Source organism: Streptomyces sp. NPDC058051 (genome assembly GCF_042885475.1).
In the GTDB taxonomy this organism is placed as follows: domain Bacteria; phylum Actinomycetota; class Actinomycetes; order Streptomycetales; family Streptomycetaceae; genus Streptomyces.
The window spans coordinates 468,952-491,762 of record NZ_JBHVRW010000003.1; the positions used below are offsets into that span (position 1 = coordinate 468,952).

The following is a 22,811-nucleotide window of genomic DNA, read 5'->3' on the forward strand; positions in this document are numbered from 1 at the left end:
GTGTGCCGTCGCAGGAGGGGCGGCGTCGTCCCGGTGCGGTCCCGGTCGCCGGGTCGCGGGGCACCGAGGGCAGACATAACCTCACAAACGTGATGCCGCTCGTGAGCCGTACCGGGATGTCCCCACCGGGCCGGGCCGTCCTCGCCGTGCTCTCGGCGGTGTGCTGGCTGGCCCTGTCCGCCGTGCCGGCCGCTCACGCGGACGGTCCCGTCACGCTGTCCAAGGACGGGCAGATCACCGACCGGGTGGGGGCGCTCGGGGACCGCAGGAACCAGGTCACGGCCGCACTGGACCGCCTGTACGACGACGACCGCGTCCAGCTCTTCGTGGTGTACGTACGGGACTTCTCCGGCCGGTCGGCGCAGAGCTGGACCGACGAGACCGCCGACCGCAACGGCCTCGGCCGCGACGACGTGCTGCTCGCCGTCGCCACCCACGACCGGCGGTACGCCTACACCGTCGACCAGGACGCGCGGCTCACCGACGCACAGCTCGGGGACGTGGCGCGCACGGCCGTGGAGCCCGCGCTCAGGGAGCACGACTGGGCCGGCGCGGCGATCGGCGCCGCGAACGGGTACTCCGCCGTACTGGCCGGCAAGGCGGTACCCACGCCGACGATCACCCCCGGCGCCACCGATCCCGGAACGGGGAGTTCCGGCGGGACGAGCGGCACGGACCTGATCCTGCCGGTGGTCGTGGTCGGCGGGGCGGCAGCGGTCGCCGTCTATGCCGGCACCCGGCGCAGGCGACGGGCCACGACCCGTACCACGCCCGGTGCGACCGGCTGGGGACCGCGCTCCGCCGGACCGGGCGGGCCGCACCGCCCGCCCGCTCCATTGCCGGAGCTCGACGCCCGGGCGAAGCAGACCCTGGTGGAGACCGACGACGCGGTCCGCACCAGCGAGGAGGAACTGGGCTTTGCCACCGCCCAGTTCGGCGAGGAGGCCGCTGCCCCCTTCACCGAGGCCGTCACCTACGCGAAGGGCGAGCTGACGGCCGCCTTCCGGTTGCGTCAGCGGCTGGACGACGCCTTTCCCGAGGACGAGGCGACGCGGCGCCGGATGCTGGACGAGATCATCGGCCGCTGCACGGACGCCAACACCCGCCTCGACGCCGTGTCCGAGGACTTCGACCGGCTGCGCGCACTGGAACGCGACGCTCCGCAGGCCCTGGTCACCGCCGAGACGGCGTTCCGCGCGCTCGCCGGCCGTGTCTCCACCGCCGAGGCCGCGCTGACCGCGATGCGCGGCCGGTACGCGGAGTCGGCCTCCGCGCCGGTCGGCGGCGCCGTCGAACAGGCCAAGGACCGGCTGGTCTTCGCCACGTCCTGCCTCAATCGGGCCCGGCAGTCCGTGGACAGCGGGAACAACGCCGCGGCGGCCGTGCACGTACGGGCCGCCGAGGGCGCGGTCGACCAGGCGGCCATCCTCGTCGACGCCGTGGACCGGCGAAGCCGCGAACTCGCGGAGGCGGCAAGCAGGCTGTCCGCAGCGCTCACCGAGACGCAGACCGACCTGGCCGATGCGGGCGGGCTCCTCGAAGGCACCGCGGAGGGCGTGTCGACGGCGGACCTGCGGGGCCGGATCGCGCGCGCGACCTCGGTGCTCGACGACGTACGAGGGGCGATGACGGCCGGACCGTACGACCCCATCGACGCGCTGCGCAGGGTGGAGGAGGCCGATACGGCGCTGGACGAGGCTCTGGCCGGGGCCCGCGAACGGGAACGGGGCGACCAGCGGGCGCGCTCCCTGCTCGACCAGGCCACGCTCACCGCACGGTCGGCGATCGGCGCCGCGGCCGACTACATCACCACGAACCGCGGGGCCGTGGGCAGCCAGGCCCGCACCCGCCTCGCGGAGGCCCAGCGACGCCTCGACCGGTCCGCCGAACTGGCCGGCGGCGACGATCCCCAGGGCGCGCTGGCGCAGGCGCAGCAGGCCGACTCCCTGGCGGGGCAGGCCCGCAGCCTGGCCGAACAGGATGTGCGGTCGTACGCGGGCCGGGGCGGTCCGGGCGGTGTGCCGGGCGGCGGGGCCGGTGGCGCGTTGCTCGGCGGAATCATCCTCGGCGGGCTCCTGGGCGGCGGGGGCGCTCGCGGCGGGGGTCACGGAGGAACTTTCGGCGGGGGGCCTGGCGGGGGCGGCGGTCCGGGCAGTTTCGGCGGCGGGGGCACGCGCGGCCGGCGGGGCGGCGGCGGCCGTTTCTGAGCGGGTGCCCGGGCCCGTCGGCAGGGGCACCGGTTCACGGTTTCATTCGCACGCATCCACCCACAGGAGAGGCGCCATGACCAAGCAGACCATCCTCGGCCGCGTCACCCAGTTGGCGAAGGCCAACATCAACGCGTTGCTGGATCAGGCGGAGGATCCGCAGAAGGTGCTGGACCAGCTGATCCGCGACTACACGGCCAACATCGCGGAGGCCGAGCAGGCGGTCGCCGCGACCCTCGGCAATCTCCGGCTGATGGAACAGGACCACCGGGAGGATGTCGACGCGTCCGGGGAGTGGGGCGACAAGGCGCTGGCCGCCAGTCGCAAGGCCGACGAACTGCGGGCCGGCGGGGCGGGGGCCGAGGCGGACACGTTCGACAACCTGGCCAAGGTCGCGCTCGGGCGTCAGCTCCAGGCGGAGAAGGAGGCCAAGACCGCGGAGCCGACCATCGCCTCGCAGACCGAGGTGGTGGAGAAGCTGAAGTCCGGCCTGGACCAGATGAAGAACAAGCTGACGGAGCTGAGGTCCAAGCGGGACGAACTCGTCGCACGCGCCAGGTCCGCCCAGGCGCAGAACCGGATGATGGACGCCGTCAAGAACGTCGATGTGCTCGACCCGACCAGTGAACTCAGCCGTTTCGAGGAGAAGGTACGCCGCGAGGAGGCGAAGGCGCTGGGCAAGCGGGAGCTCGCCGCGTCGTCCCTGGACGCCCAGTTCGAGCAGCTGGACAGCCTGGGTGACCGCGCCGAGGTCGAGGCCCGTCTCGCCGCCCTGAAATCGGCCCCCTGACCGGCGGCTCCCCCGGCCGCGGCGCCCGGGAGGGCCGGCGCCCGGCCGCGGCCTCCGTAAGGGCCGGGCCGCAGCCTCCAAAGGAGCCGGACCCGGGCCGCAGCTCCCGGATGGCGCCGTGCCCGACACCCGCCGCGGCAGCCAGGCCGTTCCGCTCAGAACATGCTCAGCAACTGCTCGACCGTGGGCTCGGGGGCCGGCCTTCCGTCGGGCAGCTCCAGTTCGAACCACACGGTCTTGCCGCGCGGTGTCCGTCGGGATCCCCAGGCCGCACTCAGCATGCCGACCAGTTGCAGCCCGCGTCCGCCCTCGTCGGTGTCGCGTGCCCGCCGCCGCCGCGGCTGTACGAGGCCCGCGTCCCACACCTCGCACACGAGCGTGCGGTCGCGCAGCAGCCGGAGTCTGATCTCGCCCTCCCCGTACCGCAGGGCGTTGGTGACCAGTTCGCTGACCAGCAGTTCGGTGGTGTCGACCAGTTCGCCGAGTTCCCAGGCGAGCAGCCGGTCGCGGGCCAGTTCACGGGCACGGCCGACGGAGCGGGGCTCCCGGGGCAGCCGCCAGTCGCCGACGGCTTCGGCGGGCAGCCCCTGGATACGCGCCATGAGCAGGGCGATGTCGTCCTCGCCGTGCCGGGTGTCGAGGGAGGTCAGCACGTGGTCGCAGACGTCTTCGAGCGGCCGTTGCGGTTCGACGAGCGCACCGCGCAGAGCGTCCAGCCCTTCGTCGAGCGGATGGTCGCGGGACTCCACGAGGCCGTCCGTGTAGAGGGCGAGCAGGGCGCCCTCCTTCAGTTCGACCTCGACCTCCTCGAAGGGTTCGCCCCCGACGCCGAGCGGCATCCCGGGCGGGACGTCGAGCAGCATGGCCGGTTCGCCCGGCTCGGCCACGGCAGGGGGGAGATGGCCCGCGTTGGCGAAGGTGCACCGCCGGGTGACCGGGTCGTAGACCGCGTACACGCAGGTCGCCAGGTACACCTCGGAGAGGTCCGCCTCCCGGGACCGGTGGGCGGCCCTGGAGGGCCACTGGACGCCGCCGCCGAAACCGTCGGACGCGGAGGTGCCGCCGCCGGGCGTGCCGAGGCCGCGGGCGACCTCGTCGAGCGCGGAGAGCACCTCGGCGGGTTCCAGGTCCAGGAGGGCCAGGGTGCGCACGGCGGTGCGCAGTTCGCCCATGGCCACGGCGGCCCGCAGTCCGCGGCCCATGACGTCGCCGACGACGAGGGCGGTGCGGTGGCCGGGGAGTTCGATCACGTCGAACCAGTCGCCGCCCACCTCGGTGGCCGTGTTGCCGGGGAGGTAGCGGCAGGCGATGTCCAGACCGGCGGCCACGGGGTCGCCGGGGGGAAGAAGGCTGCGCTGGAGGATCAGTGCGCGCTCGTGCTCGCGCCGGTAGAGACGGGCGTTGTCGATGCAGACCGCGGCGCGGGCGGCGAGTTCGGTGGCCAGTGCGCGGTCCCGCTCCCCGAAGGGTTCGCTGCCCTTCGTACGGGAGAACTGGACGAGGCCGACCACCGTGTCGTGCGCGACCATCGGTACGGCGAGCGTGGACTGGACGAAGCCCCGGTCGTCGCCCGGCACATGCTCGACATGACCGGTGCGCAGGGCGATGGCACAGGGCGAGTTGAACGAGAAGCGGTGTACGGCACCGAGCGCGGGCGGGCCGGTGCGCGTGGCGGGAACGGTGGCGGGCAGGGCGTCCGACACCGCGCTGGCGAGGGCGACGCGGCGCAGTTCGGCGGAGCCGCCGACGGATTCCTGACGGAGGGAGTCCCAGCGGCCGGGCGGCGCGTCGTCGCCGGTGAGGAGCCCCTGGTAGAGGTCGACCGAGGCGAGGTCGCAGAAGCCGGGCACGGCGACGTCGAGGAGTTCCCGCGCGGTGGTCTCCAGGTCGAGGGAGGTGCCGATGCGGGCGCCGGCCTCGTTGAGGAGAGCGAGATTGCGGCGGGCGCTGGCCGCCTCGCGGGCGGCGAAGTGCCGCCGCGTCACATCGGTGGCCAGCCCGGCGATGCCGACGGGGCGGCCCGATCCGCTGTGCACACGGTAGAGGTTCATGGACCAGTGGCGGTTCTCGCTGTCGCCGGGAGCGGTGCCGACGAGCTGGAGATCGGTGACGGATACACCTGTCTCCAGGACGCGTTCCAGGGTGGCGGTGAGCCGGTCGGCCTCGGGGCGGGACAGGTAGTCGTCGACCCTGCGGCCGCGGTGGTCGGCGGCCTCGCCGCCGAAGACGGTGGCGAAACGCTGGTTGGCCCGGACCACCGTGAGGTCCGTACCGAACAGCACGAAGCCGAAGGGAGATTGGCCGAATATGGCCTGTGACGCGGCAAGGTCCGTCTCGATGCGGCGCAGTGCGCGGACGTCGACGACGATGCAGAGCGCCGCCCGCTCCCCGGCCTCCGTCCCGCTCGGCATCACATAGATCTCGGCGAGCCCCTCCACGGGGTCCTCGCCCGGCGTCCGGAAGGGGACGAGACCCGTCCACTCCTTGCCGTCGAGGATCTCCACGACCCGGCGGTGACCGTCCTCGCGCAGTTCGGAGGGCATGAACACCTCGACCGGATCCGTGCCCACCGCCTTCTCCGCGGGAATGCCGAAGAGACCGGCGGCCCGCCGGCTCCACTGCTCGATCAGGCCGTCGGGGCCGATCGAGAAGGAGGCGACCCTGATGTAGTCATAGATCGAGCCAGGCGGGCTGCTCTGCCACACGATGTCGCCCGCTGTCCCAGCTATTTCGCTCACGCGACCGTCCCCTCCAGCTCACACACCGGACCGGTCCTTCCCGCAGTATTCAGCACTACGGGCCCCACCGACACGGCGTTCACGATCACAGCACGGTCTCAGTCCCTTTCGTCCAGGTTCCGCCGACCTCTGTGATCGCTGTGCGTCCCACCCCACTCCTAACCAGGCAGGGCCAGCTCGAACCACACGGTCTTGCCGGTCTTTCCGCGCCGGGTTCCCCAGCGGCGCGCGGAACAGGCCACGAGCTGCAGTCCCCTGCCGCCCTCGTCATCGGGTCCGGCGCTGCGTTCGGTGGGCGGATCCGGAAGCGGATCGGAGACTTCCACCAGCAGCCCGGGGCGGGCGGCAGGGGCATGGCCGTTGGGATGGGGGCGCAGCAGTCGTACGCCGACGGGGCCCGACGTGTACTGCGTGGAGTTGGTCACCAACTCACTGACCAGCAGAACTGTCACATCCCCGAGGGCGGCGTCGAGACCCCAGTCGCGCAACGTCTCATGAACGGCCTCCCGCGCGGAACGCACGGCGCCGGGCTCAGCGGGAAAGGTCCACTCGGCGCTGTCGCTCTCGGTGCCGATCACGCCGATCACTTCCCAGGACAAGCAACGGGGACGCCCTGCGTACGGGGGCTAATCAGCACATACCCGATATATGGGGTGAACTACCGCCAGGGTCGACACGTGGGGCGTACGGACGTATGACCGCGCACGCGAACGGGGGTACGCAGGGAGAGGGGCGCACGGGGCCTTCGGTACGCGCCTGCGCGGTCCACGGCAGCGTTCCGCATCGACGCGGCGCGCCACGGCTCGCCCGGTCACCGGAGCGAGCCGTCCGGCAGTCGGCGCATCGCCTCCTCGACCGCGGGCAGGTCCTGGTCCAGCCAGTCGACCGTGCCGCTCTCGCCCGGTCCGAGCCAGCGCAGCTCGTCGTGGTCCTGGAGCGGTGCGGGCTCCCCGGACACCAGACGGGCCGTCCACACGCGGAGCACGTACCCGGGCTTCAGCGGCCATTCGCCGGGGATGCGCTCCAGCGGTTCCGCCTCCACGCCGAGTTCCTCGCGGAGCTCCCGCACGAGCGCCTGCTCACCGCTCTCCCCCGGCTCCAGCTTCCCGCCGGGCAGCTCCCACCGGCCGGCCAGCTCGGGCGGGGCACTCCGGCGCGCGGCCAGCAGACGGCCCCGGTCGTAGACGGCCCCGGCCACCACCACCACGCGATCGTTCATGAGCCGGAGCGTAACGCCCCGGCGCGCCCCCGGCGGACACCCCTCCACGACCGGGCCCCTGCGGCCGGCACCCTCTGCGAGCGGGCGCCCTACCCGATGTGCTCCACCCAATAGAGCTGCTCGCGGCCATGGATGTCGAGCTGGTCGGCAATCTTCTGGGCCTCGCCCTGCGTGGCGTATCTGCCGACGCGGTAGCGATTGCCGTTGTCGTCCTGCCGTATCACCAGCCAGAGGAGCTCGGCACCGCTGTCGCTCATCGCGCCCCTGCCCGGCATCGCACCCCTCCTCCGAACGGCATGCATGTCTCTAAGGATCCCCAGGAAACCGCAGTACGCATATGCCGGAGCCTACGCCTGACCTTCACTCAGCGGATACGTAATTTCACAAAGAGACACCGATCCGGCCATAAAAGGGGGCGCATCCAGGTGGATGCGCCCCTCGGAGGCCCTGCCCCCGGCCGGTCTCGCCGGGACCAGTGCCGCACCGAACCCCGGGAGCGCCGGGAGCCCCGGGAGCGCCGGGAGCGCCGGGAGCGCCGGGAGCGCCGGCCGGAGCCTCCTCGCCTCCCGGGTTCCCGCCGGCCGGTGCCTCGGGTCTCCGGCCGATGCCCCGGCCGTCTTCGGTGTGGCCGTGTCCGCCATCGGCGGCTTCCCGTTCGTCGTCCGGCGTGCGGGCACGAACAGGAAAGCAGGACCGGGACATGACAAGTCGTTACCGTCGGCGATTGCCCGCCGGTTACGGAAACCGCATGGGCGACGACGTGTGGTCGCTGACGCCGGACGGCGCCTTCCGGGTACGGGTCACCTGACCGGCAGGTGGTAGGCGATGCGGAAGCGGTCCGCGGGCACCACCACGTCCGCCGTCTCGACCGGGCGGCCCGACGCGAAGTACGTACGCTCGATCACCATCACCACGTGCCCCGGCACGCCACCGAGCGCCAGGAGCTCCTCCGCCAGCCCCGGGCGCGCGCCGACCTGCTCGGCCACGTTGTCCACGACGACGTCGATCGCGGCCATCCGCTCGACCACCCCGCAGCCGCCCAGCGGCCCCTCCTCCGGCAGCATCACCGGCGTACGCCCCGTCACGGAGAGGGGCTCCCAGGAGGTGGAGAGCATCATCGGCTCCCCGGCCTCCCGGAAGGTGTATCTCGTACGCATGACCCGGTCGCCCGGCTCGATGCCCAGGCGCTCGGCGATCTCGGCGCTCGCGTCCTCCTGCTCACTGCGGGAGTCCCAGGTCCCGCGCGCCCCCTCCGCCGTCTGCTCCTGCCGGAACGGGCTGGCCCCGGCCCCGGGCCGGTAGCCGGAGCGCGCGATCCGGCGCGGGACGGGACGCTCACGCACATACGTACCGGAACCGGAGCGCCCCTCGACCAGGCCCTCGGCCATCAGCACCTTGCGCGCCTCCAGCGCGACGGTGTCCGAGACCCCGTACTCCTCGCGGATACGGGCCTGCGAGGGCAGGCGCGTACGCGGCGGCAGCGAACCATTGACGATCTTCTCTCTCAGATCGCTCGCCACACGCAAATAGGCGGGCTGCTCGCCGAAAGTCACAGGCCACTCCCAACAGGTTGACAGTCTGCAACAGCCTGGCAACCGTCGGTTGTGGACCGCAAGTGCAGGCCAGAGTTTCACCCGAAGTGATGACGGGGACACGGCCGGCGGCGGGTTGACGACGGTGCTCCGTTCGGGCCCCGACGCGCCCGTGCGGGACGGCCGCGGACGCGGCCGCCCCGCACGGGCGGTTCACTGGTTCACGCAGAAGTCGTCAGACCCACGGTGCCCCGGAGAGGGTCCTCCCGGGCGCGGAAGTCGTCAGAACTGCAGGGCCCAGGAGTTGATCCTCCCGGTGTCGGCCGCGGCGTTGTCGCTGACCCGCAGCTTCCAGGTGCCGTTGGCCACCTCCGACGAGGCGTTCACCGAGTAGGTGGTGACGACGTCGTCGCTGCTGCCACCCGTACCGGACGCCTTCAGGTTGTAGACCGAACCGTCGGGCGCGACCAGGTCGATCTTCAGGTCGCCGATGTAGGTGTGCGTGATGTCGACGGACACGCCCAGCGAGGCCGGCGCGTTGCCGGTGACACCGGTGACGGTGATCGGCGACTCGACGGTGGCGTTGTCACTGATGGTGTAGCTCGACGTGTTCTCGAACTTGGCGCCCGGCGGCGTGGTGGTGCCGCTGCCGATGTTCAGCAGCCGGTTCGGGGAGCCCGTACCGGGGCTCGTCACCACTCCGGTGGTGGCCGCGGAGACCAGGGCCGCGGAGACCTGTGCCGGGCTGTCGCTCGGGTGGTCGGCGAGGTACAGGGCGGCGGCGCCCGCGACGTGCGGGGTCGCCATCGACGTACCGGAGATCGTGCTGGTGGCGCTGTCACTGGTGTTCCAGGCCGAGGTGATCGACGAACCCGGGCCGAAGATGTCCAGAATGCTGCCGTAGTTGGAGAAGCTGGAGCGGGCGTCGGTGTTGGTCGTGGAGCCGACCGTGATGGCCTCGGCGACCCGTGCCGGGGACTTCGTGGAGGCGTCGGTGGACTCGTTGCCCGCGGCCACCGCGTAGGTGATGCCGGAGGCGATGGACCTCTGCACGGCCGCGTCGAGCACGGAGTCCGCCCCGCCGCCCAGGCTCATGTTGGCGACGGCCGGCTTCACGGCGTTCGCCGTCACCCAGTCGATGCCCGCGACGACCTGGTCGGTCGTGCCGGAGCCGGAGTCGTCCAGCACCCGGACGGCGACGATGTCTGCCTTCTTGGCCACGCCGTAGGACGAACCCGCGACGGTGCCGGCCACATGGGTGCCGTGGCCGTAGCCGTCGTCCGCGGTGTTGTCGTCGTCGATCGCGTCGTAGCCGTACGAGGCCCGGCCGCCGAAGTCGTTGTGGGTGATCCGCACACCGGTGTCGATGATGTAAGCGGTGACACCCTCACCCGCGTTGTCGGGGTAGGTGTAACTCTGGTTCAGCGGCAGGTTCTGCTGGTCGATCCGGTCGAGTCCCCACGAGGGCGGTGAGGTCTGGGTGTCGGCCACCCGGAAGGTCCGGTTCTGCGAGACGGACTCGACGGCGGGGTCGGCGGCGAACTTCTTCGCCTGGGACTCCGAGAGTTCGACCGCGTAGCCGTTGAGGGCCGCGTGGTAGGTCTTCTTGATCTTGGCGCCGTACTCCTTGGCGAGCGCCTTGCCCCGCGAGGAGTCGGCGTCGGCCGCCGATTCGTCGAGCGTGACGATGTAACTGCCGCTGATGACACCCGGGGCGCCCGCGTTCTCGATCAGCCCTTCCGCCGACGTACCCGCCGCGGTGGCGGGGAAGGCCGCCGCGGTGGAGAGCACGAGAGCGGCACCGGCTATGACGCCCGCTGCGGCCAGTCTTCGACGCGCGTGGGGGGTGTGACGCATCACGGACATGTGGGGGGTCCTCCTAGATTGCGGTGCTCTGGTGGGGGGTTCCACGTGGTGCGGAGTGGATCAGGACCGGGCCGAACCGAGCCGAATGGACTCGAAAGTCATGGGCATGACAAATCCTCCTACCGGATTCCGCGCTGCCCACGACCCGGCCGACAGCGAAAGATTGACCGATCCATGGGAATCGCACAAGGGTGCGTTGACGCGTGTTATACCTTCGCCATTCAGCCGCCACACGCCTGACATGCGGAGAGACGTGACCATGCGCCTCTGCCCGCGGGACGGCACGCGCGCCGACACCCCCGCTCTCACCTGGTGCTGCCCGGCCTGCCGCGACCCCCGGGGCCGCGATTTCGGGGTGGCCGGCTCGCTCTCTTTCAACTTCCTGACCGGCCACGTCAGTTCACTGTGACGTTACGAAGAGGTGTTGTTGTTCTCCGCGCCCACACCCCCTGCCGGGCGGCGGTCGGCGGCCAACCGGAGCGTCCCCGTACTCCTGTGCGACGCGGGCCTGAAAACGTGCCTGACGGGCCGGCAGGACTGACGGGGCTGATGACTGACAGGCCGACAGGACTGACGGCTCGACGGGCCGACGGGCCGACGGGCCGACGGGCCCAGCCGTTCACCCGCGCGCCGCGCGCCGTGCACCGCCACCCGGCGCGCGCGTCCCTACCTTCGTACGGTGAGCCTCTCCCGCGTCTGCCTCCTCACGTCCCTGACGTCTCTGACGTCCCTGGTCGCGGGCGCCCTGATCGCGCCGCCGCCGCCCCTCTCCTACGCGGCGGCCGCTCCCCCTGCCGCGGCCGGCACCTGTGGCCGGGACACCGACCCCGCCTGGGCGCTCTCCTCCACCCGGTTCGGTGAGGCCGGCGGCTACGACCCGTACACCGGGAACGGATACCTGGCCCACCGGGTGCCCCCCACGGGTGCCGGATACGCCGCGACGGGCGCGAAGACCGGCTGGCCGCTGTTCACCCCGCGCTACGACGGCGCCTTCGTCTCCGGCCTGTTCGGGCGCGAGAAGGGCCTCGCCGGCGGCCGCGAGGTGGTCGCCGCACTGCCGAGCTGGACGACCCTCGACGTACGCGTCGGCAGCGAGACCTTCGGCTCCGCGACACCCCCGGGCCGGATCTCGCGCTACCGGCAGACGGTGTTCCTGCGCTGCGGCCTGGTGCGGACCTCGCTGCGCTGGACCACGGCCGACGGGCGCGCGACGGACCTGGCGTACGAGGTCCTCACCGACCGGTCCGATGTGCACACCGGCGCCGTGCGGCTGCGCATGACACCGCACTGGAGCGGTGAGGCCACCGTCACCGGCCGCCTCGACGCGCGGGGCGCACGCCGGATCACGCTCGCCGGGGACGGAACGTTCCGGACGGCGGGGACCGGAACAGCGGGCGCGATCGTCCAGACGATGCGCACCGGCGTACCGGAGACGGCGCGGAGCACCGACCGTGCACGCGGCACGACCCAAAGACGCCTCATCGAGCAGGAACAGGGCACCGCCCGGGTCCGCAGCACGAACCGGGTCCGCGACGGGCGCACGTACACCTTCGAGAAGTACGTCGGGGTGGACACCTCGCTCACCTCGTCCGCCCCGCGCACGACCGCCCGCGAGGCGTCGCGGCGCGCGGCCCGGCGCGGCTGGTCCCCCGTCCTGGCCGCGAACGGCGCCGCCTGGCGCCGGGCCTGGGCGGCCGACATCTCCGTACCGGACAGCCCAGGACTTCAGAAGTGGCTGCGATCGGCCCAGTACGGACTGCTCGCCTCCACCCGGGCCGGTTCCCGCGACAGCATCGCGCCGGCCGGACTGACCAGCGACAACTACGCGGGCCTGGTGTTCTGGGACGCCGAAACCTGGATGTACCCGGGACTGCTGGCCGCCCGTCCCGAACTGGCCCGCCCGGTCGTCGAGTACCGCTCCCGCACGCGCCCGGCCGCCCGTGCCAACGCGCAGTCGCTGGGCTTCGGGGGCCTGTTCTACCCATGGACGAGTGCGAGCAGGGGCGACCTCCGGTCCGAGTGCCAGAGCTGGGATCCTCCGCACTGCCTCACCCAGGTTCACCTCCAGGGGGACATCTCGCTCGCCGTCTGGCAGTACTACCTGGCGACCGGGGACCGCGGCTGGCTGGCCGGACACGGCTGGCCGCTGCTCCGGGGCATCGCCGACTTCTGGGTGTCACGGGTCACCGCGAACGCCGACGGCAGCTACTCGCTGAAGGACGTCGCGGGCCCCGACGAGTACAGCAACGGCGTCACCGACGGGGTCTTCACCAACGCGGTCGCGGCCACCGCCCTGCGCAACGCCACCCGCGCGGCGCGGCTGCTCGGTCACCCGGCACCGGCAGAGTGGACGAGGGTCGCGGACGGTCTGCGCATTCCGTACGACCCGAAGCGGAAACTCTTCCTCCAGTACGCGGGTTACAACGGCTCGACGATCAAACAGGCCGACACCGTGCTGCTGATCTACCCCCTCGATTGGCCGATGGAGCCGGGCGCCCGCGCCGCCACGCTCGACTACTACGCCGCGCGCACCGATCCGGACGGCCCGGCGATGACGGACTCGGTCCACGCGATCGACGCGGCTGCGATCGGTGCAGCCGGCTGCGTGACGTACACCTATCTCCAGCGCGCCGTGCGCCCGTTCATGCGCGGCCCGTACGCCCTCTTCAGCGAGGCCCGGGGCGCGAAGGCGGGCGCGCAGGACCCGCTTTCGGGTTCGCCCGCCGAGGACTTCCTCACCGGGAAGGGCGGATTCCTCCAGGTCTTCACGCACGGCCTGACGGGTCTTCGGCTGCGGGAGGACGGGGTGCGGCTGGACCCGCTGCTGCCGCCGCAGCTGGGCACGGGCGTCACGCTGACGGGCCTGCGCTACCGAGGGAGGACGTACGACGTCGCGATCGGCCCCCTGACGACGACGGTCCGGCTGACCTCCGGCGCCCCTTTCACCGTCCACACCCCCACCGGCCCCCGCCTGCTCACCGGCTCGCTCTCCCTCGCCACCCGCCGCCCCGACCTCGCCCGGACGACGGACGCGGCCCGCTGCCGCCCGGCGACGGCGACCTCCGAGACCCCGGGGCTGTACGCCGCCGCCGCGGTGGACGGCAGCCCGGCCACGTCCTGGTCCCCGGACGGCGCGACGGGCACGCTGACGGTGGACCTGGGACGCGCGGCCCCGGTGACGTCGGCCGAGCCGGAGTGGACCGACGCGCCCGTGTCCTCCTACGGGCTGGAGACCTCGGTGAACGGCACGGACTGGCAGCCGTACCGGCCGGGGGCGACGGCTCGCCAGGTCCGGCTGACCGTCGCGTCGGACGATGCGCGCAAGCCCGTGGGCGTAAGGGAGTTGAGGGTCACACAGCCTTAGCCCCGACCCACCGAACGGTGGATCGAGGCTCAGACGCGGGGGTCGACCGCCGACGCACCGGACGCTTCCGCCTGCTCCGGCGCACGCAACTCCTTCCCTTTCCTCCTGGACACCGGTTGCCCCAGGAGGATTCCGGCCAGCACCAGGAGCAGCCCGCACAGCTGCCTGAGGGTGAGCGGCTCCCCCGCGACCAGCGTGCCGAGCAGCACACCCGTCACCGGGTTGAGCAGTCCGACCAGGCCGACCGTGGCAGCGGGCAGACGGCGCAGGCCCGCGAACCAGGCGGCGAAGGCGAGCGCGGTCGCGACGACCGCGACGTAGCCGAAGCCGAGCGCGGCCGGTGCGTCGAGTGCGGGCGGTGCGCCCTCCACGACAGCGGCGAGGGGCAGCAGCAGAAGCCCTCCCGCGATCAGTTGCCAGGCGGTCGAGGCGAGCACGTCGACCTCGGCGCCCCACCGTTTGGCCAGGACGTAGCCGAGGGACGACATGAGCATCGCGGCGACCGAGGCCAGCACGCCACGCACATCGACGGCCACCGCCCCGGTGAGCAGCATGAGACACACCCCGCCGAGCCCGACAACGGCCCCGGCCGACGGAAGCGGACGCGGACGCTCTGAGAGCAGCGCCCAGGCGATCAGCATCATGACCACGGGCGAGGTCGCCATGACCGTCGAGGCGGTACTGGTCGGGAGCAGCTGGGCGGCGATGTAGACCAGGGCGAAGAACCCGCCCATGTTGAGGGTTCCGAGCACGGCGGACTTCCACCACCAGGAGCCGCGCGGCCGTTGCCGTCGCAGGGCCAGAAGCAGCAGCCCGGCAGGAAGGGCCCTGATCACGGCCCCGTACAGCGGATGCCCGGCGGGCAGGTAGGCGTGGGTGACGAAATAGTTCGTCCCCCAGGCAACGGGGGCGATCGCCGTGATCAGGACCCATCGCAAGGTAGCTTCCATGGAAGCCATTATGCCTTCCAAGGAAGCTATAGTGCACCCATGCAGGCCGACCCCGCCCCGACCACTCCTCCCTCCTCTCCCTTGTCCACCCCTCCGACCACTCCCTCATCCGCTCCTTCGACCTCTCCCCCGTCCGCTCCTCCGCTCCTCGACCACATCGCCCGCATCCAGGCCGAATGGGCCCGGGAGCGACCGGACCTCGACGTGAGCCCCCAAGGTGTGATCGGCCGCCTCCACCGCCTGGCCGGCATGCTCACGGAGCAGCTCTGCGTGGTCTACCGGCGGTTCGGCCTGAGCGAGGGCGAGTTCGACGTGCTGGCGGCGCTGCGCCGCGCGGGAGAGCCGTTCGAGCGGGCCCCGGGGGAGCTGGCGGTGCACACCATGGTCACCACGGGGGCGATGACGAAGCGGATCGACCGCCTGGAACGGGACGGTCTCGTCACCCGCCGCCGCTCGGCCGACGACGGCCGGGGCCGGGTGGTCGCGCTCACCCCCGCGGGACGGGATCTGATCGACCGGGCCTTCACCGAGCACATGCGCAACGAGCGCCGCCTCCTGGACTCACTGTCCCCCCAGGAAGCGGCGCAGCTGGCGGCGCTCCTCACCGCGTGGCTGGGCCGCGTGGAGCCGCCGCAGGGCGCGTGAGGCGGCGCTCCGGCGACTCCGCGACCGGGGTGCGGAGTTGTGACACCGACCGCGCTCAGTGACGCGGCCTGCGGCGCCGTCCCAGCAGCAGCGCACCCGCCACGACCGACGCCAACGCCCCGCCCGCCGCGAAGAGGGCGGCCGGCGCTCCGGTGTCGGCCAACCAGCCGCCCGGCGGCCGATGATGCCCGCCGTCGTGACCGGGCGGGACGGAGTACGGGCGGGTCGGCCGGTGCGACGGGGTCGTGGACGCGGGCTCGGACTCCGAAGGAGACGGCGTCGGCTCGGATTCCGAAGGTGTCGGCGTCGGCTCGGACTCCGAGGGAGACGGCGTCGGCGAGGGTGAAGGAACGCTTTCCCTCCCGCAGTTCACCTCGGCGGCGAACGGGAGCTCGTGGATCTCGCCCGCCGTGACCGAGCCGGTGCCCCCGGCGGTCAGCGGACCGGCCGTCAGCTCCTTCACGACCACGGTCCCGTCGATGTTCGACGGGTCCAGGTCCGTGAGGTGCGCCCGCGGCGCGAAGATCGTGCCCTCCAGGGAGTCGCCGTCGGCCATCGTGATGGCGGTCGCGTCGGGGAAGTTCCACAGCATGTACGGGGCCTGTTCGTCCGAGATCCCGGCGTGCCCGGCCACGTGCCAGGTGTAGTCACCGTTCGTCCCGGTCGTGTCCACGTTCACGATGAAGGGTGTCGTCGCCGACGGAAGGGTGGCGAAGTCCATCTCGGAGATGTTGTTCAGCGCGTCACCGGTCAGGTGCAGCACGTTGGTGCGCCCTTCGGTGAGATCGACGTGCACCCTGGTTCCGGGCGGGATGGTGTCCGGATCGAGCGCGTTCCCGTCGTCGTCGCGCAGCACCACGTCCGTACCGCAGGTGCCGAGGGCGTCCGAGCGTTCGCGGTACGTGGCGAACAGCGTGTCCAGGTCCGGGAGGCCGGTGGTGGCGGTGACCGACGCGGCGGGCTGGTGGACCGTCTGCTCGATCCGTGGTGTGGATTCGTACGCCGCTCCGGCCGGCACCTCGTGCGTGCCGGCCCTCGCACCGTTGGAGTCCTCGTCCAGGACGGAACCGCCGGTCGGGTCGCCGATCTTGACGTAACCGTCGTTGAGCACCCGCAGGACGCCTTGCGGCGCGCTGTCCACGTAGTCGACGCGCCCGCCCACGAGGAGCGCGGTCGGATGGTCGTCGCCGGGTGCGGTGAACGATCCCGGAGTGTGCAGGGCCACGTTGTACCCGGGCCCGAACGTCAGATCGCCTCCGACCGCCACCGCCCCCTCGGTCTCGGTGCTGCCCAGCGTGGCGTCGTCCTGCACGAGGACGCCGAAGCCGTTGTTCCCCGCGATCGGATTGCCCGAGAAATCGGCCGACGCGGGAACGGCGGCGGACAGGCACAGGACACAGGCACTTGTGACGACGAGCATGGTACGTCTCATGCCGGGACCGTAAGCACGTTTATCCGACCGGACGGGGACGGCGCCCCGCGCGGAACCCCGTGTACGCCATTCGGCGGATGTCCGTACGGCCCGGAGCCCCGGCCGCGCCGCTCCTCGCTCGGCGAGCGCCGCCTGAGCCCTCCGGACCGGACGGCTCAGTCCTGCGGTGCGATGGTGCGTCACGGCGCGCGGGGGCGCGTCCGCCGACGCCGTGCACCGACGGGTTCTTCGTACCGGACCGCTCAGATGCCGGGTGGGACGACTCGGGTGTAGGAGACGCCGACACCGGTGCCGCCCGGGGTGACGACCCTGACGGTGACCGCGCCCACCGCACCGGACGGTGCCGTGGCTGTCAGCTGGGTGTCGGAGGCCACCGTGAAGCCGGCGGGCACGCTCCCGAACAGTACGGCCGTGGTGTACGCCAGTCCGACACCGGTGACGGTCACCGTGTTCCCGCCCGACGCCGGCCCCTGGTCGGGTACCGGACCGGCGATGACCGGTGTACTCAGATACACGTAGGACACACTGTTGCTCGTGCCGCCGGGCGTGGTGACGGTGACCGGGACGGTGCCGGCGGCACCGGGCGGCGCCGTCAGCCTGATCTCCGTGGCCGAGAGAACGGTGTAGGTGGTCACCGCCGTCGCGCCGAAGCGAACCGCCGTGGCCTGAAGGAGATTCGCGCCGGTCAGTGTCACGGAGTTGCCACCGGCCACCTGCCCGGCCCCGGCGATGACACTGCTGAGAACCGGTGCGCCGAGGTAGTAGTAGAAGACGGACGGGCCGCTGGTGCCACCGGGCGTGGTGACGGTGACGGCGACCGGACCCGCGCCTCCGGTGGGGGCGACCGCGGTCAGCTGATTCGCGGAGACGACGGCGAACGAACTCGCCGCGTTCGCACCGAAGAGGACGGAGGTCGTTCCGGTGAAGCCGGTCCCGGACAGGGTGACGCTGTTCCCACCCGCGAGGGGCCCCTGGGACGGAGTCACACTGCCCAGGACCGGAACGGCGACATACGTACAGGGGACGCCGGCGCTGGTGCCGCCGGGAGTGGTGAGCGTGACGTTCACGGTGCCGGCGGGCGCGGCGGGGGCGACCGCGGTCGCCTGCGTCGCGGAGACGGCGAGGAAGGCGGCGGCCACGGTACCGAAACGGACCGAAGTGGCGCCGGTGAAGCCGGTTCCGGTCAGCGTGACCGTGTTCCCGCCCGCGACCGACCCCTGGTTGGGGACGAGGGAAGTGATCACGGGCACCGGGATCGTGTAGGTGAAGTTGATGCCGTTGCTGGTCCCGTCCGGCGTGGTCACCGTGATCTGCACAGTGCCCGCACCGGCCGGGGCGACGGCGGTGATCCCGGTCGCCGACACCACGGTGAACGAAGCGGAGGGCGTACCGCCGAAGGCGACCGCGGTAGCGCCGGTGAATCCGGTGCCGGTCAGCGTGACGACTGTTCCGGCCGCCCCCGAGGCCGGGCTGCTCGTGGTGATGACGGGGGCCGCCGCAGTCGTCGACGGTTGCGTGGCATGGGACATCGGGCTTTCGTGGCTCTCCACTGCCGTTCTCCTGTCGGGGTGATGTGATCGTCGGGATGCGATCGGGCGTGGTGGAAGGGGTAGGGATACGGAGATCGGAAGGTGAGGATCGGGGCGCCGCCCGGACCTTCCGGCCGGGCGGCGACGTGCGGGGTGCCGAGTCGGCTGCCCGCCCGGCCGGGCACGTCGTGTCCCTGACCGGGCGGACATCCTGCGTCGACGGGAGGCACCGGCGCCGGGCGATGTCCCGCGCCGGCAACCGGTGCCGCGGACCTGGCGGATCAGATGCCAGGACCTGCCGCGTAGGTGAAGGCGCCGACGTCCGTGGCGGTGCCCGCGGGGTTGGAGAGACCGACGTCGACCGCGCCGACGGTGCCGGGCGGGGTGACGGCGGACACCGTCGTGGAGTTGATCACCGAGAAGGGTGCCGGCACCGCGTCGAACGTGACCTGGTTCGTCGAGGTCAGGTTGGTGCCCGTGATGGTCACCGCCGTTCCGCCGGATGTCGGTCCGGACGTCGGAGTGATCGCGGTGATGGTCGGGACGTCGATGTACGTGTACGACAGACCGTTGTTGGTGCCTCCGGCGGTCGTCACACTGACGCCCACCGGCCCGGCTGCCGCACCGGCGGGCACGACGACACTGATCTGGCTGTCCGACAGCACCGTCGGCGTGGAGCTGTTGGCCCCGAACGACACAGCTGTGGCGGTGGACAGGCCGGTGCCGCCGATGATGGTGGTGTTGCCTCCTGCGGTGGGGCCCGAGCTCACGCTCAGACCGGACTTGAACGGCGCGCCGACGTAGAAGAACGGCAGCGGGTTGCTGGTCCCGCCCGGGGTGGTCACCGTCACACCGACCGTGCCGGCGCCCGCCGGCGAGACAGCGGTGACCTGGGTGGGGGAGACGTTGGTGATGGCAGTGGCCGGATTGCTGCCGAAGAGCACGGCGCTGGTGCCCGTGAGGTTGGTGCCCGTGATGGTGACGGTGGTGCCGCCACCGGTGGAGCCCTGATTCGGACTGATTGGCATGGTCGTCCTCCATGTACGTGAACGTGACTCTCTGATGCGGGAGTTGGATCCGCGCCGGATCCCGGTCGGAACCCGGGGCCGCGATGTGGGCCACCGGGCCGCTGTCGGGCCCCGGCCGCCCTCGCCCGCCTCCTGGCGGTGATCCCGCGGGGACGCCGCTGGGCGCACCGGGGGGAACCTCCGAAAAGTGCCTGCTGGGGGAAGGCACCGTCAGCGGCCTTCGCCGCGCGCGGAGTTGGGGGTGGTGATGAGCCATGTCGCAGGCCGCCGGCCCCGGATGTCATGGCCGGCGGCTGCGCTCGTGGCCTCGTGGGCGAGGTACTCCCTGTGCGCGGATGGATCGCGCACCGCTCTCTTACAGAGGCCGGGGACTGTCGCACCCGCCCCTGCGCATTCCGGCAGGGGCTACTGGTCGGATCCAAGTCCTCCACAGGGGCGCCCATCGCGGCCGTCCGGAGCAAACGATGCCGAGGTCCGTCATACGTCGACGGCCGGCAGACAGAACGGTGCCGCGCTCCCCCGGAGAGGGATGGGCGGCCCACCGGTTCGGTCACCCAAGTGACCCACACAGAGGGAATACGACACAAGCGCCTCTGACGGCTGACCACCTGAATGGACGAGGGTACAGGGGGCGGTCAATCGGTACGTCGGGGCAGCTGAATGCGCCGTCCGCACCACCGCGCGCCCCCAGTTCGCGGTCCGGTACGAAGCCGGCACGGCCGCGGACGGAACGATCAAGCCGCCCGGGCCGGCCGCGCGCTCTTCCGAGCGATTCCCTCAGGACGTGGCGGCGGGGGTCACCACGGGTGAGCCCGGAGGTGCGAGACGACGTCCTCGCGGGACCAGCGTCCGTCGGCCACCACGATCCGGTAGCGCCGGGCGAGCGTGGCCCCGGGGGCGAGGACGAGCTCGTCGTGGAAGGCCCAGGACGGCGCGACCGCGGGGATCGGGTCGTTGCGGACGAACCAGTGGGCCGGGTGTGCTCCCCCCTCACCGAGGTGGTCGTTCTCCGGAGCGTGGGCGAAGACGAGCGTGGCGTGGCCGTCCCGGTCGTCGAACTCGCCCGAGTAGGCGAGCCACGGCGACTGCGTCCCCATGGCCTGCGCCCCCTCCCCGTCAGCGGTGAGGACCACCCCGTCCCTGAAGGCTCGCGGCCCGCGCCAGAACAGACCGGTGTACCCGGCCGCCTCACGGCCGGCGGTCGTGGGGCTGCCGAACCGCAGCTCCTGACCTCGCCGGTTGGTGATGCGCGTCGCGAAGGTCAGGTGCCACGCGGAACCGCCCTCGTCGGGGAGCGAGATCTCGATACGGCGCTCCTCGTCGGCCCACGCCCCGCCGTCGTGCTCGCGCCACACGAGCCGCTCGGCGATCACCGCGCTGTCGTCGTTCGCCGAGACCTCGTCGAAGCCCTCGTGGGTCATGGAGCCGACGAGGTCGGGTCTGACGACGTAGCCCTCGCCGTGGACGTAACTGTGGCCGCCCCACAGGTTCTGGCCGGACAGGTGGGAGGCGGTGAGCTGGAGGCCCTTGTGCCAGCGGTGGTCCCAGGGCCGGTATCCGGTGACCTCTCCACCGGACAGGGTGGTCAGCGGATGCAGATACGGCTTGGGGGCCTCGTAGGCGTCCTCGGGGGCGTAGACGTAGGACAACAGGCGCACGTCGCGGTGTTCGAGGTCGATGCGTTCGCCGTGTACGTGGGTCAGCCGCATGCGGTGTCTCCCGTCGTGCCGCGCGGCGCCCAGCCGGCCGCGTCTCCGTGCAGTGCCGTGTAGAAGGGGTCGCCGGGCCGGATCTCACCCGCGCGGACGGTGGCGCCGAGGAAGGCCGCCTTGTAGATCGCCGTGACGAGTTCGAGCGTGGCCCGGCCGTCCTGTCCGCTGGAGCGGGGACGGCGCCGTGCCCGTACGTCCGCGGTGAAGGACCGGAGCTGTTCCAGGTGGGAACTGGGGATGTCGGCGCCGAAGTCGCGCCAGGCGGCGGCCTCTTCGGCCGGCACTCCCGGCGCGGGTGTGATCCGCCAGTCTGCGTTGGAGTGGCCGTACAGGTGCGTGACCTCGATCGTGGCTCGCTCGCAGTCGATCCGGATGCGGCTGACCTCGTCGGGGCTGAGGACACTGTTGACGATCGTGCCCAGAGCGCCGTTGTCGAACCTGACCAGAGCGGTGGACACGTCCTCGGTCTCCACGTCGTGCACCAGTCGGGCCGCCATGGCCGTGGTCTCGGACCACGGCCCGAGCAGGTCGAGGAAGTGATCCATCTGGTGGATGCCGTGCCCCATGGTGGGCCCGCCGCCCTCCGTCCGCCAGCGCCCTCGCCACGGAACCGCGTAGTACTGCTCGTCACGGAACCATGTGGTCTGGCAGTGGGCGACCAAGGGCCTGCCCAGCGCCCCGCTCGCCAGCAGACGGCGGACGTGGGCGGAGCCGGAGCCGAAGCGGTGCTGGAACACGATCGCGGCGTACGGGCCGCCGTCCCGTTCCCCGGCCGTCATCGCGTCGAAGTCGGCGAGCGAAGGGCAGGGCGGTTTCTCGCACAGCACCCAGCTGCCCGCGCCCAGCGCCGCCGCCGTCTGCTCCCGGTGCGCGGCGGGCGGCGTGCAGATCACCACGAAGTCGGGGTGCTGCTCGGCCAGTAGCTCGTCGAGGGACGTGTAGGCGTGGGGGATGCCGCCCCGTTCGCAGAACTCGCGCACGGAGTCGGCCGACACGTCGACCGCCGCCACCACTTCCACGCCGGGGCCGAGAGCGCGCAGGGCGGGCAGATGCGCACCCCGCGCGATGGCTCCGGTGCCGACGACGGCGGCACGCAGCGGGACCTCGCCGGGCGCCGGGTCCGGCGCCGCACCCGGGGTCACCGGGGGCACCTTTCCCGGATGGTGAAAGCGCTTGCTCGACAGCGTGGGGTTTCCATGGATGCGACTCCTTGAGTGGGGCCTGTTCTCCGCTGCGGAGGACCGGCCTGATGAGAGGCGCCCGGGCGGTGGCTGCCCGCTGCGCGTGGAGTGAACGGCATGCGGGGCCAAGGCTAAGGACGCGGCTCGCGGCGCCCGAGCCCCTCCCCCGTACGGCTCTCAGTCGTAGCAGGGTCACGGCCCGGATTGCCTCGTCGAGGCACTGCGGCTGCCCCCTGCCCTGACCCGCGTTCACGCCGTGCTGCTGGCAGGACGGACAGTCGCGCGTGTACGTGGCGGAAGATCTGTTCCAGCTGTTCGCGCTCTCCCGGTCCGGGCAGGATGATGTCGCGTGCCCAGTCGTGGTCGCCCGCGCGGCGGGCGATCCTGGGCCAGTCGTGGACCATGCCGCCTCCTCCGCGAGAACGCTGACGCCGCGCGGCCGCCTCACCATCCTGTGGGACCGCGCCGACGGCTACGTACTCCACCAGAACGGCCACGACGGGAACCGGTTTCCCGCCCCGGGGGCGTGGCAGACCACGCGGACCCCGGGCTCGGAGCCGACACCCGTGACTGACGCCACCGGCGCCGGAAGACAATCGAAAATCGCAGTTTCGAAAA

16 protein-coding genes are annotated in these 22,811 nt (G+C 72.0%); 4 read left to right on the plus strand and 12 right to left on the minus strand.

Going from position 1 to position 22,811, the window contains the following annotated elements; translation table 11 throughout:
- Nucleotides 1-92: 92 nt before the first annotated feature.
- Nucleotides 93-2,207 (plus strand): TPM domain-containing protein, encoded by a 2,115-nt coding sequence (locus ACFVUT_RS07700; protein WP_389644798.1) that lies wholly within the window; start codon nt 93-95, stop codon nt 2,205-2,207.
- Nucleotides 2,208-2,283: 76 nt separating this feature from the next.
- Nucleotides 2,284-2,997: a PspA/IM30 family protein gene (locus tag ACFVUT_RS07705; protein WP_389643766.1), complete on the plus strand. Its 714-nt coding sequence runs from the start codon at nt 2,284-2,286 to the stop codon at nt 2,995-2,997.
- A 155-nt stretch (nt 2,998-3,152) separates the two neighbouring features.
- On the opposite strand, the gene ACFVUT_RS07710 is transcribed toward ACFVUT_RS07705, so the two are convergent.
- From ACFVUT_RS07710 to ACFVUT_RS07735, 6 genes are all read right to left on the minus strand, one after another.
- On the minus strand, nt 3,153-5,702 hold the full coding sequence (locus tag ACFVUT_RS07710) for a SpoIIE family protein phosphatase (protein ID WP_389644796.1): 2,550 nt from the start codon (nt 5,700-5,702) through the stop codon (nt 3,153-3,155).
- 191 nt (nt 5,703-5,893) lie between these two features.
- Entirely contained in the window at nt 5,894-6,322 is a 429-nt protein-coding gene (locus tag ACFVUT_RS07715; protein WP_389644794.1) for an ATP-binding protein, read from the minus strand.
- Nucleotides 6,323-6,546: 224 nt separating this feature from the next.
- The gene (locus ACFVUT_RS07720) at nt 6,547-6,954 is read right to left on the minus strand and encodes a (deoxy)nucleoside triphosphate pyrophosphohydrolase (protein WP_389643763.1); all 408 of its coding nucleotides are present in this window, start codon (nt 6,952-6,954) and stop codon (nt 6,547-6,549) included.
- A gap of 89 nt (nt 6,955-7,043) precedes the next feature.
- Complete coding sequence (locus ACFVUT_RS07725) at nt 7,044-7,211, minus strand: SPOR domain-containing protein (protein WP_389644791.1); 168 nt, start codon at nt 7,209-7,211, stop codon at nt 7,044-7,046.
- Between the two features lie 543 nt (nt 7,212-7,754).
- A complete protein-coding gene (locus ACFVUT_RS07730) occupies nt 7,755-8,507 on the minus strand; it encodes a GntR family transcriptional regulator (protein ID WP_389643760.1) in 753 nt (250 codons plus the stop codon).
- A 261-nt stretch (nt 8,508-8,768) separates the two neighbouring features.
- Nucleotides 8,769-10,352: a S8 family peptidase gene (locus ACFVUT_RS07735; RefSeq protein ID WP_389643757.1), complete on the minus strand. Its 1,584-nt coding sequence runs from the start codon at nt 10,350-10,352 to the stop codon at nt 8,769-8,771.
- Nucleotides 10,353-11,031: 679 nt separating this feature from the next.
- Here ACFVUT_RS07735 and ACFVUT_RS07740 point away from each other — a divergent pair.
- The gene (locus ACFVUT_RS07740) at nt 11,032-13,716 is read left to right on the plus strand and encodes a discoidin domain-containing protein (protein ID WP_389643754.1); all 2,685 of its coding nucleotides are present in this window, start codon (nt 11,032-11,034) and stop codon (nt 13,714-13,716) included.
- Nucleotides 13,717-13,745: 29 nt separating this feature from the next.
- Here the strand turns inward: ACFVUT_RS07740 and ACFVUT_RS07745 are convergent, their stop codons facing one another.
- Nucleotides 13,746-14,666, minus strand: a complete 921-nt coding sequence (locus ACFVUT_RS07745; protein ID WP_389643751.1) for a DMT family transporter — start codon at nt 14,664-14,666, stop codon at nt 13,746-13,748.
- Between the two features lie 156 nt (nt 14,667-14,822).
- On the opposite strand from ACFVUT_RS07745, the gene ACFVUT_RS07750 reads away from it, so the two are divergent.
- On the plus strand, nt 14,823-15,311 hold the full coding sequence (locus tag ACFVUT_RS07750) for a MarR family winged helix-turn-helix transcriptional regulator (protein ID WP_389644788.1): 489 nt from the start codon (nt 14,823-14,825) through the stop codon (nt 15,309-15,311).
- Nucleotides 15,312-15,366: 55 nt separating this feature from the next.
- Here the strand turns inward: ACFVUT_RS07750 and ACFVUT_RS07755 are convergent, their stop codons facing one another.
- From ACFVUT_RS07755 to ACFVUT_RS07775, 5 genes are all read right to left on the minus strand, one after another.
- Nucleotides 15,367-16,743: a collagen-binding domain-containing protein gene (locus tag ACFVUT_RS07755; protein WP_389643749.1), complete on the minus strand. Its 1,377-nt coding sequence runs from the start codon at nt 16,741-16,743 to the stop codon at nt 15,367-15,369.
- A gap of 242 nt (nt 16,744-16,985) precedes the next feature.
- Nucleotides 16,986-18,293 (minus strand): IPT/TIG domain-containing protein, encoded by a 1,308-nt coding sequence (locus tag ACFVUT_RS07760; protein WP_389643746.1) that lies wholly within the window; start codon nt 18,291-18,293, stop codon nt 16,986-16,988.
- A gap of 260 nt (nt 18,294-18,553) precedes the next feature.
- The gene (locus tag ACFVUT_RS07765; protein ID WP_389643743.1) at nt 18,554-19,300 is read right to left on the minus strand and encodes an IPT/TIG domain-containing protein; all 747 of its coding nucleotides are present in this window, start codon (nt 19,298-19,300) and stop codon (nt 18,554-18,556) included.
- Between the two features lie 797 nt (nt 19,301-20,097).
- A complete protein-coding gene (locus ACFVUT_RS07770) occupies nt 20,098-21,009 on the minus strand; it encodes a PmoA family protein (protein WP_389643740.1) in 912 nt (303 codons plus the stop codon).
- Nucleotides 21,000-22,154 carry a Gfo/Idh/MocA family protein gene (locus ACFVUT_RS07775; RefSeq protein WP_389643737.1) on the minus strand — a complete coding sequence of 385 codons (1,155 nt, stop codon included), beginning with the start codon at nt 22,152-22,154 and terminating at the stop codon, nt 21,000-21,002. Before ACFVUT_RS07775 ends, ACFVUT_RS07770 begins: the two co-directional genes overlap by 10 nt.
- Between the last annotated feature and the right edge of the window lie 657 nt (nt 22,155-22,811).

Coding starts and splice junctions, on each gene's coding strand:
- ACFVUT_RS07700 (WP_389644798.1), top strand. CDS start 93: ATGCCGCTCGTGAGCCGTACCGGGATGTCCCCACCGGGCCGGGCCGTC.
- ACFVUT_RS07705 (WP_389643766.1), top strand. CDS start 2,284: ATGACCAAGCAGACCATCCTCGGCCGCGTCACCCAGTTGGCGAAGGCC.
- ACFVUT_RS07720 (WP_389643763.1), bottom strand. CDS start 6,954: ATGAACGATCGCGTGGTGGTGGTGGCCGGGGCCGTCTACGACCGGGGC.
- ACFVUT_RS07725 (WP_389644791.1), bottom strand. CDS start 7,211: ATGAGCGACAGCGGTGCCGAGCTCCTCTGGCTGGTGATACGGCAGGAC.
- ACFVUT_RS07735 (WP_389643757.1), bottom strand. CDS start 10,352: ATGTCCGTGATGCGTCACACCCCCCACGCGCGTCGAAGACTGGCCGCA.
- ACFVUT_RS07745 (WP_389643751.1), bottom strand. CDS start 14,666: ATGGAAGCTACCTTGCGATGGGTCCTGATCACGGCGATCGCCCCCGTT.
- ACFVUT_RS07755 (WP_389643749.1), bottom strand. CDS start 16,743: ATGAGACGTACCATGCTCGTCGTCACAAGTGCCTGTGTCCTGTGCCTG.
- ACFVUT_RS07765 (WP_389643743.1), bottom strand. CDS start 19,300: ATGCCAATCAGTCCGAATCAGGGCTCCACCGGTGGCGGCACCACCGTC.
- ACFVUT_RS07770 (WP_389643740.1), bottom strand. CDS start 21,009: ATGCGGCTGACCCACGTACACGGCGAACGCATCGACCTCGAACACCGC.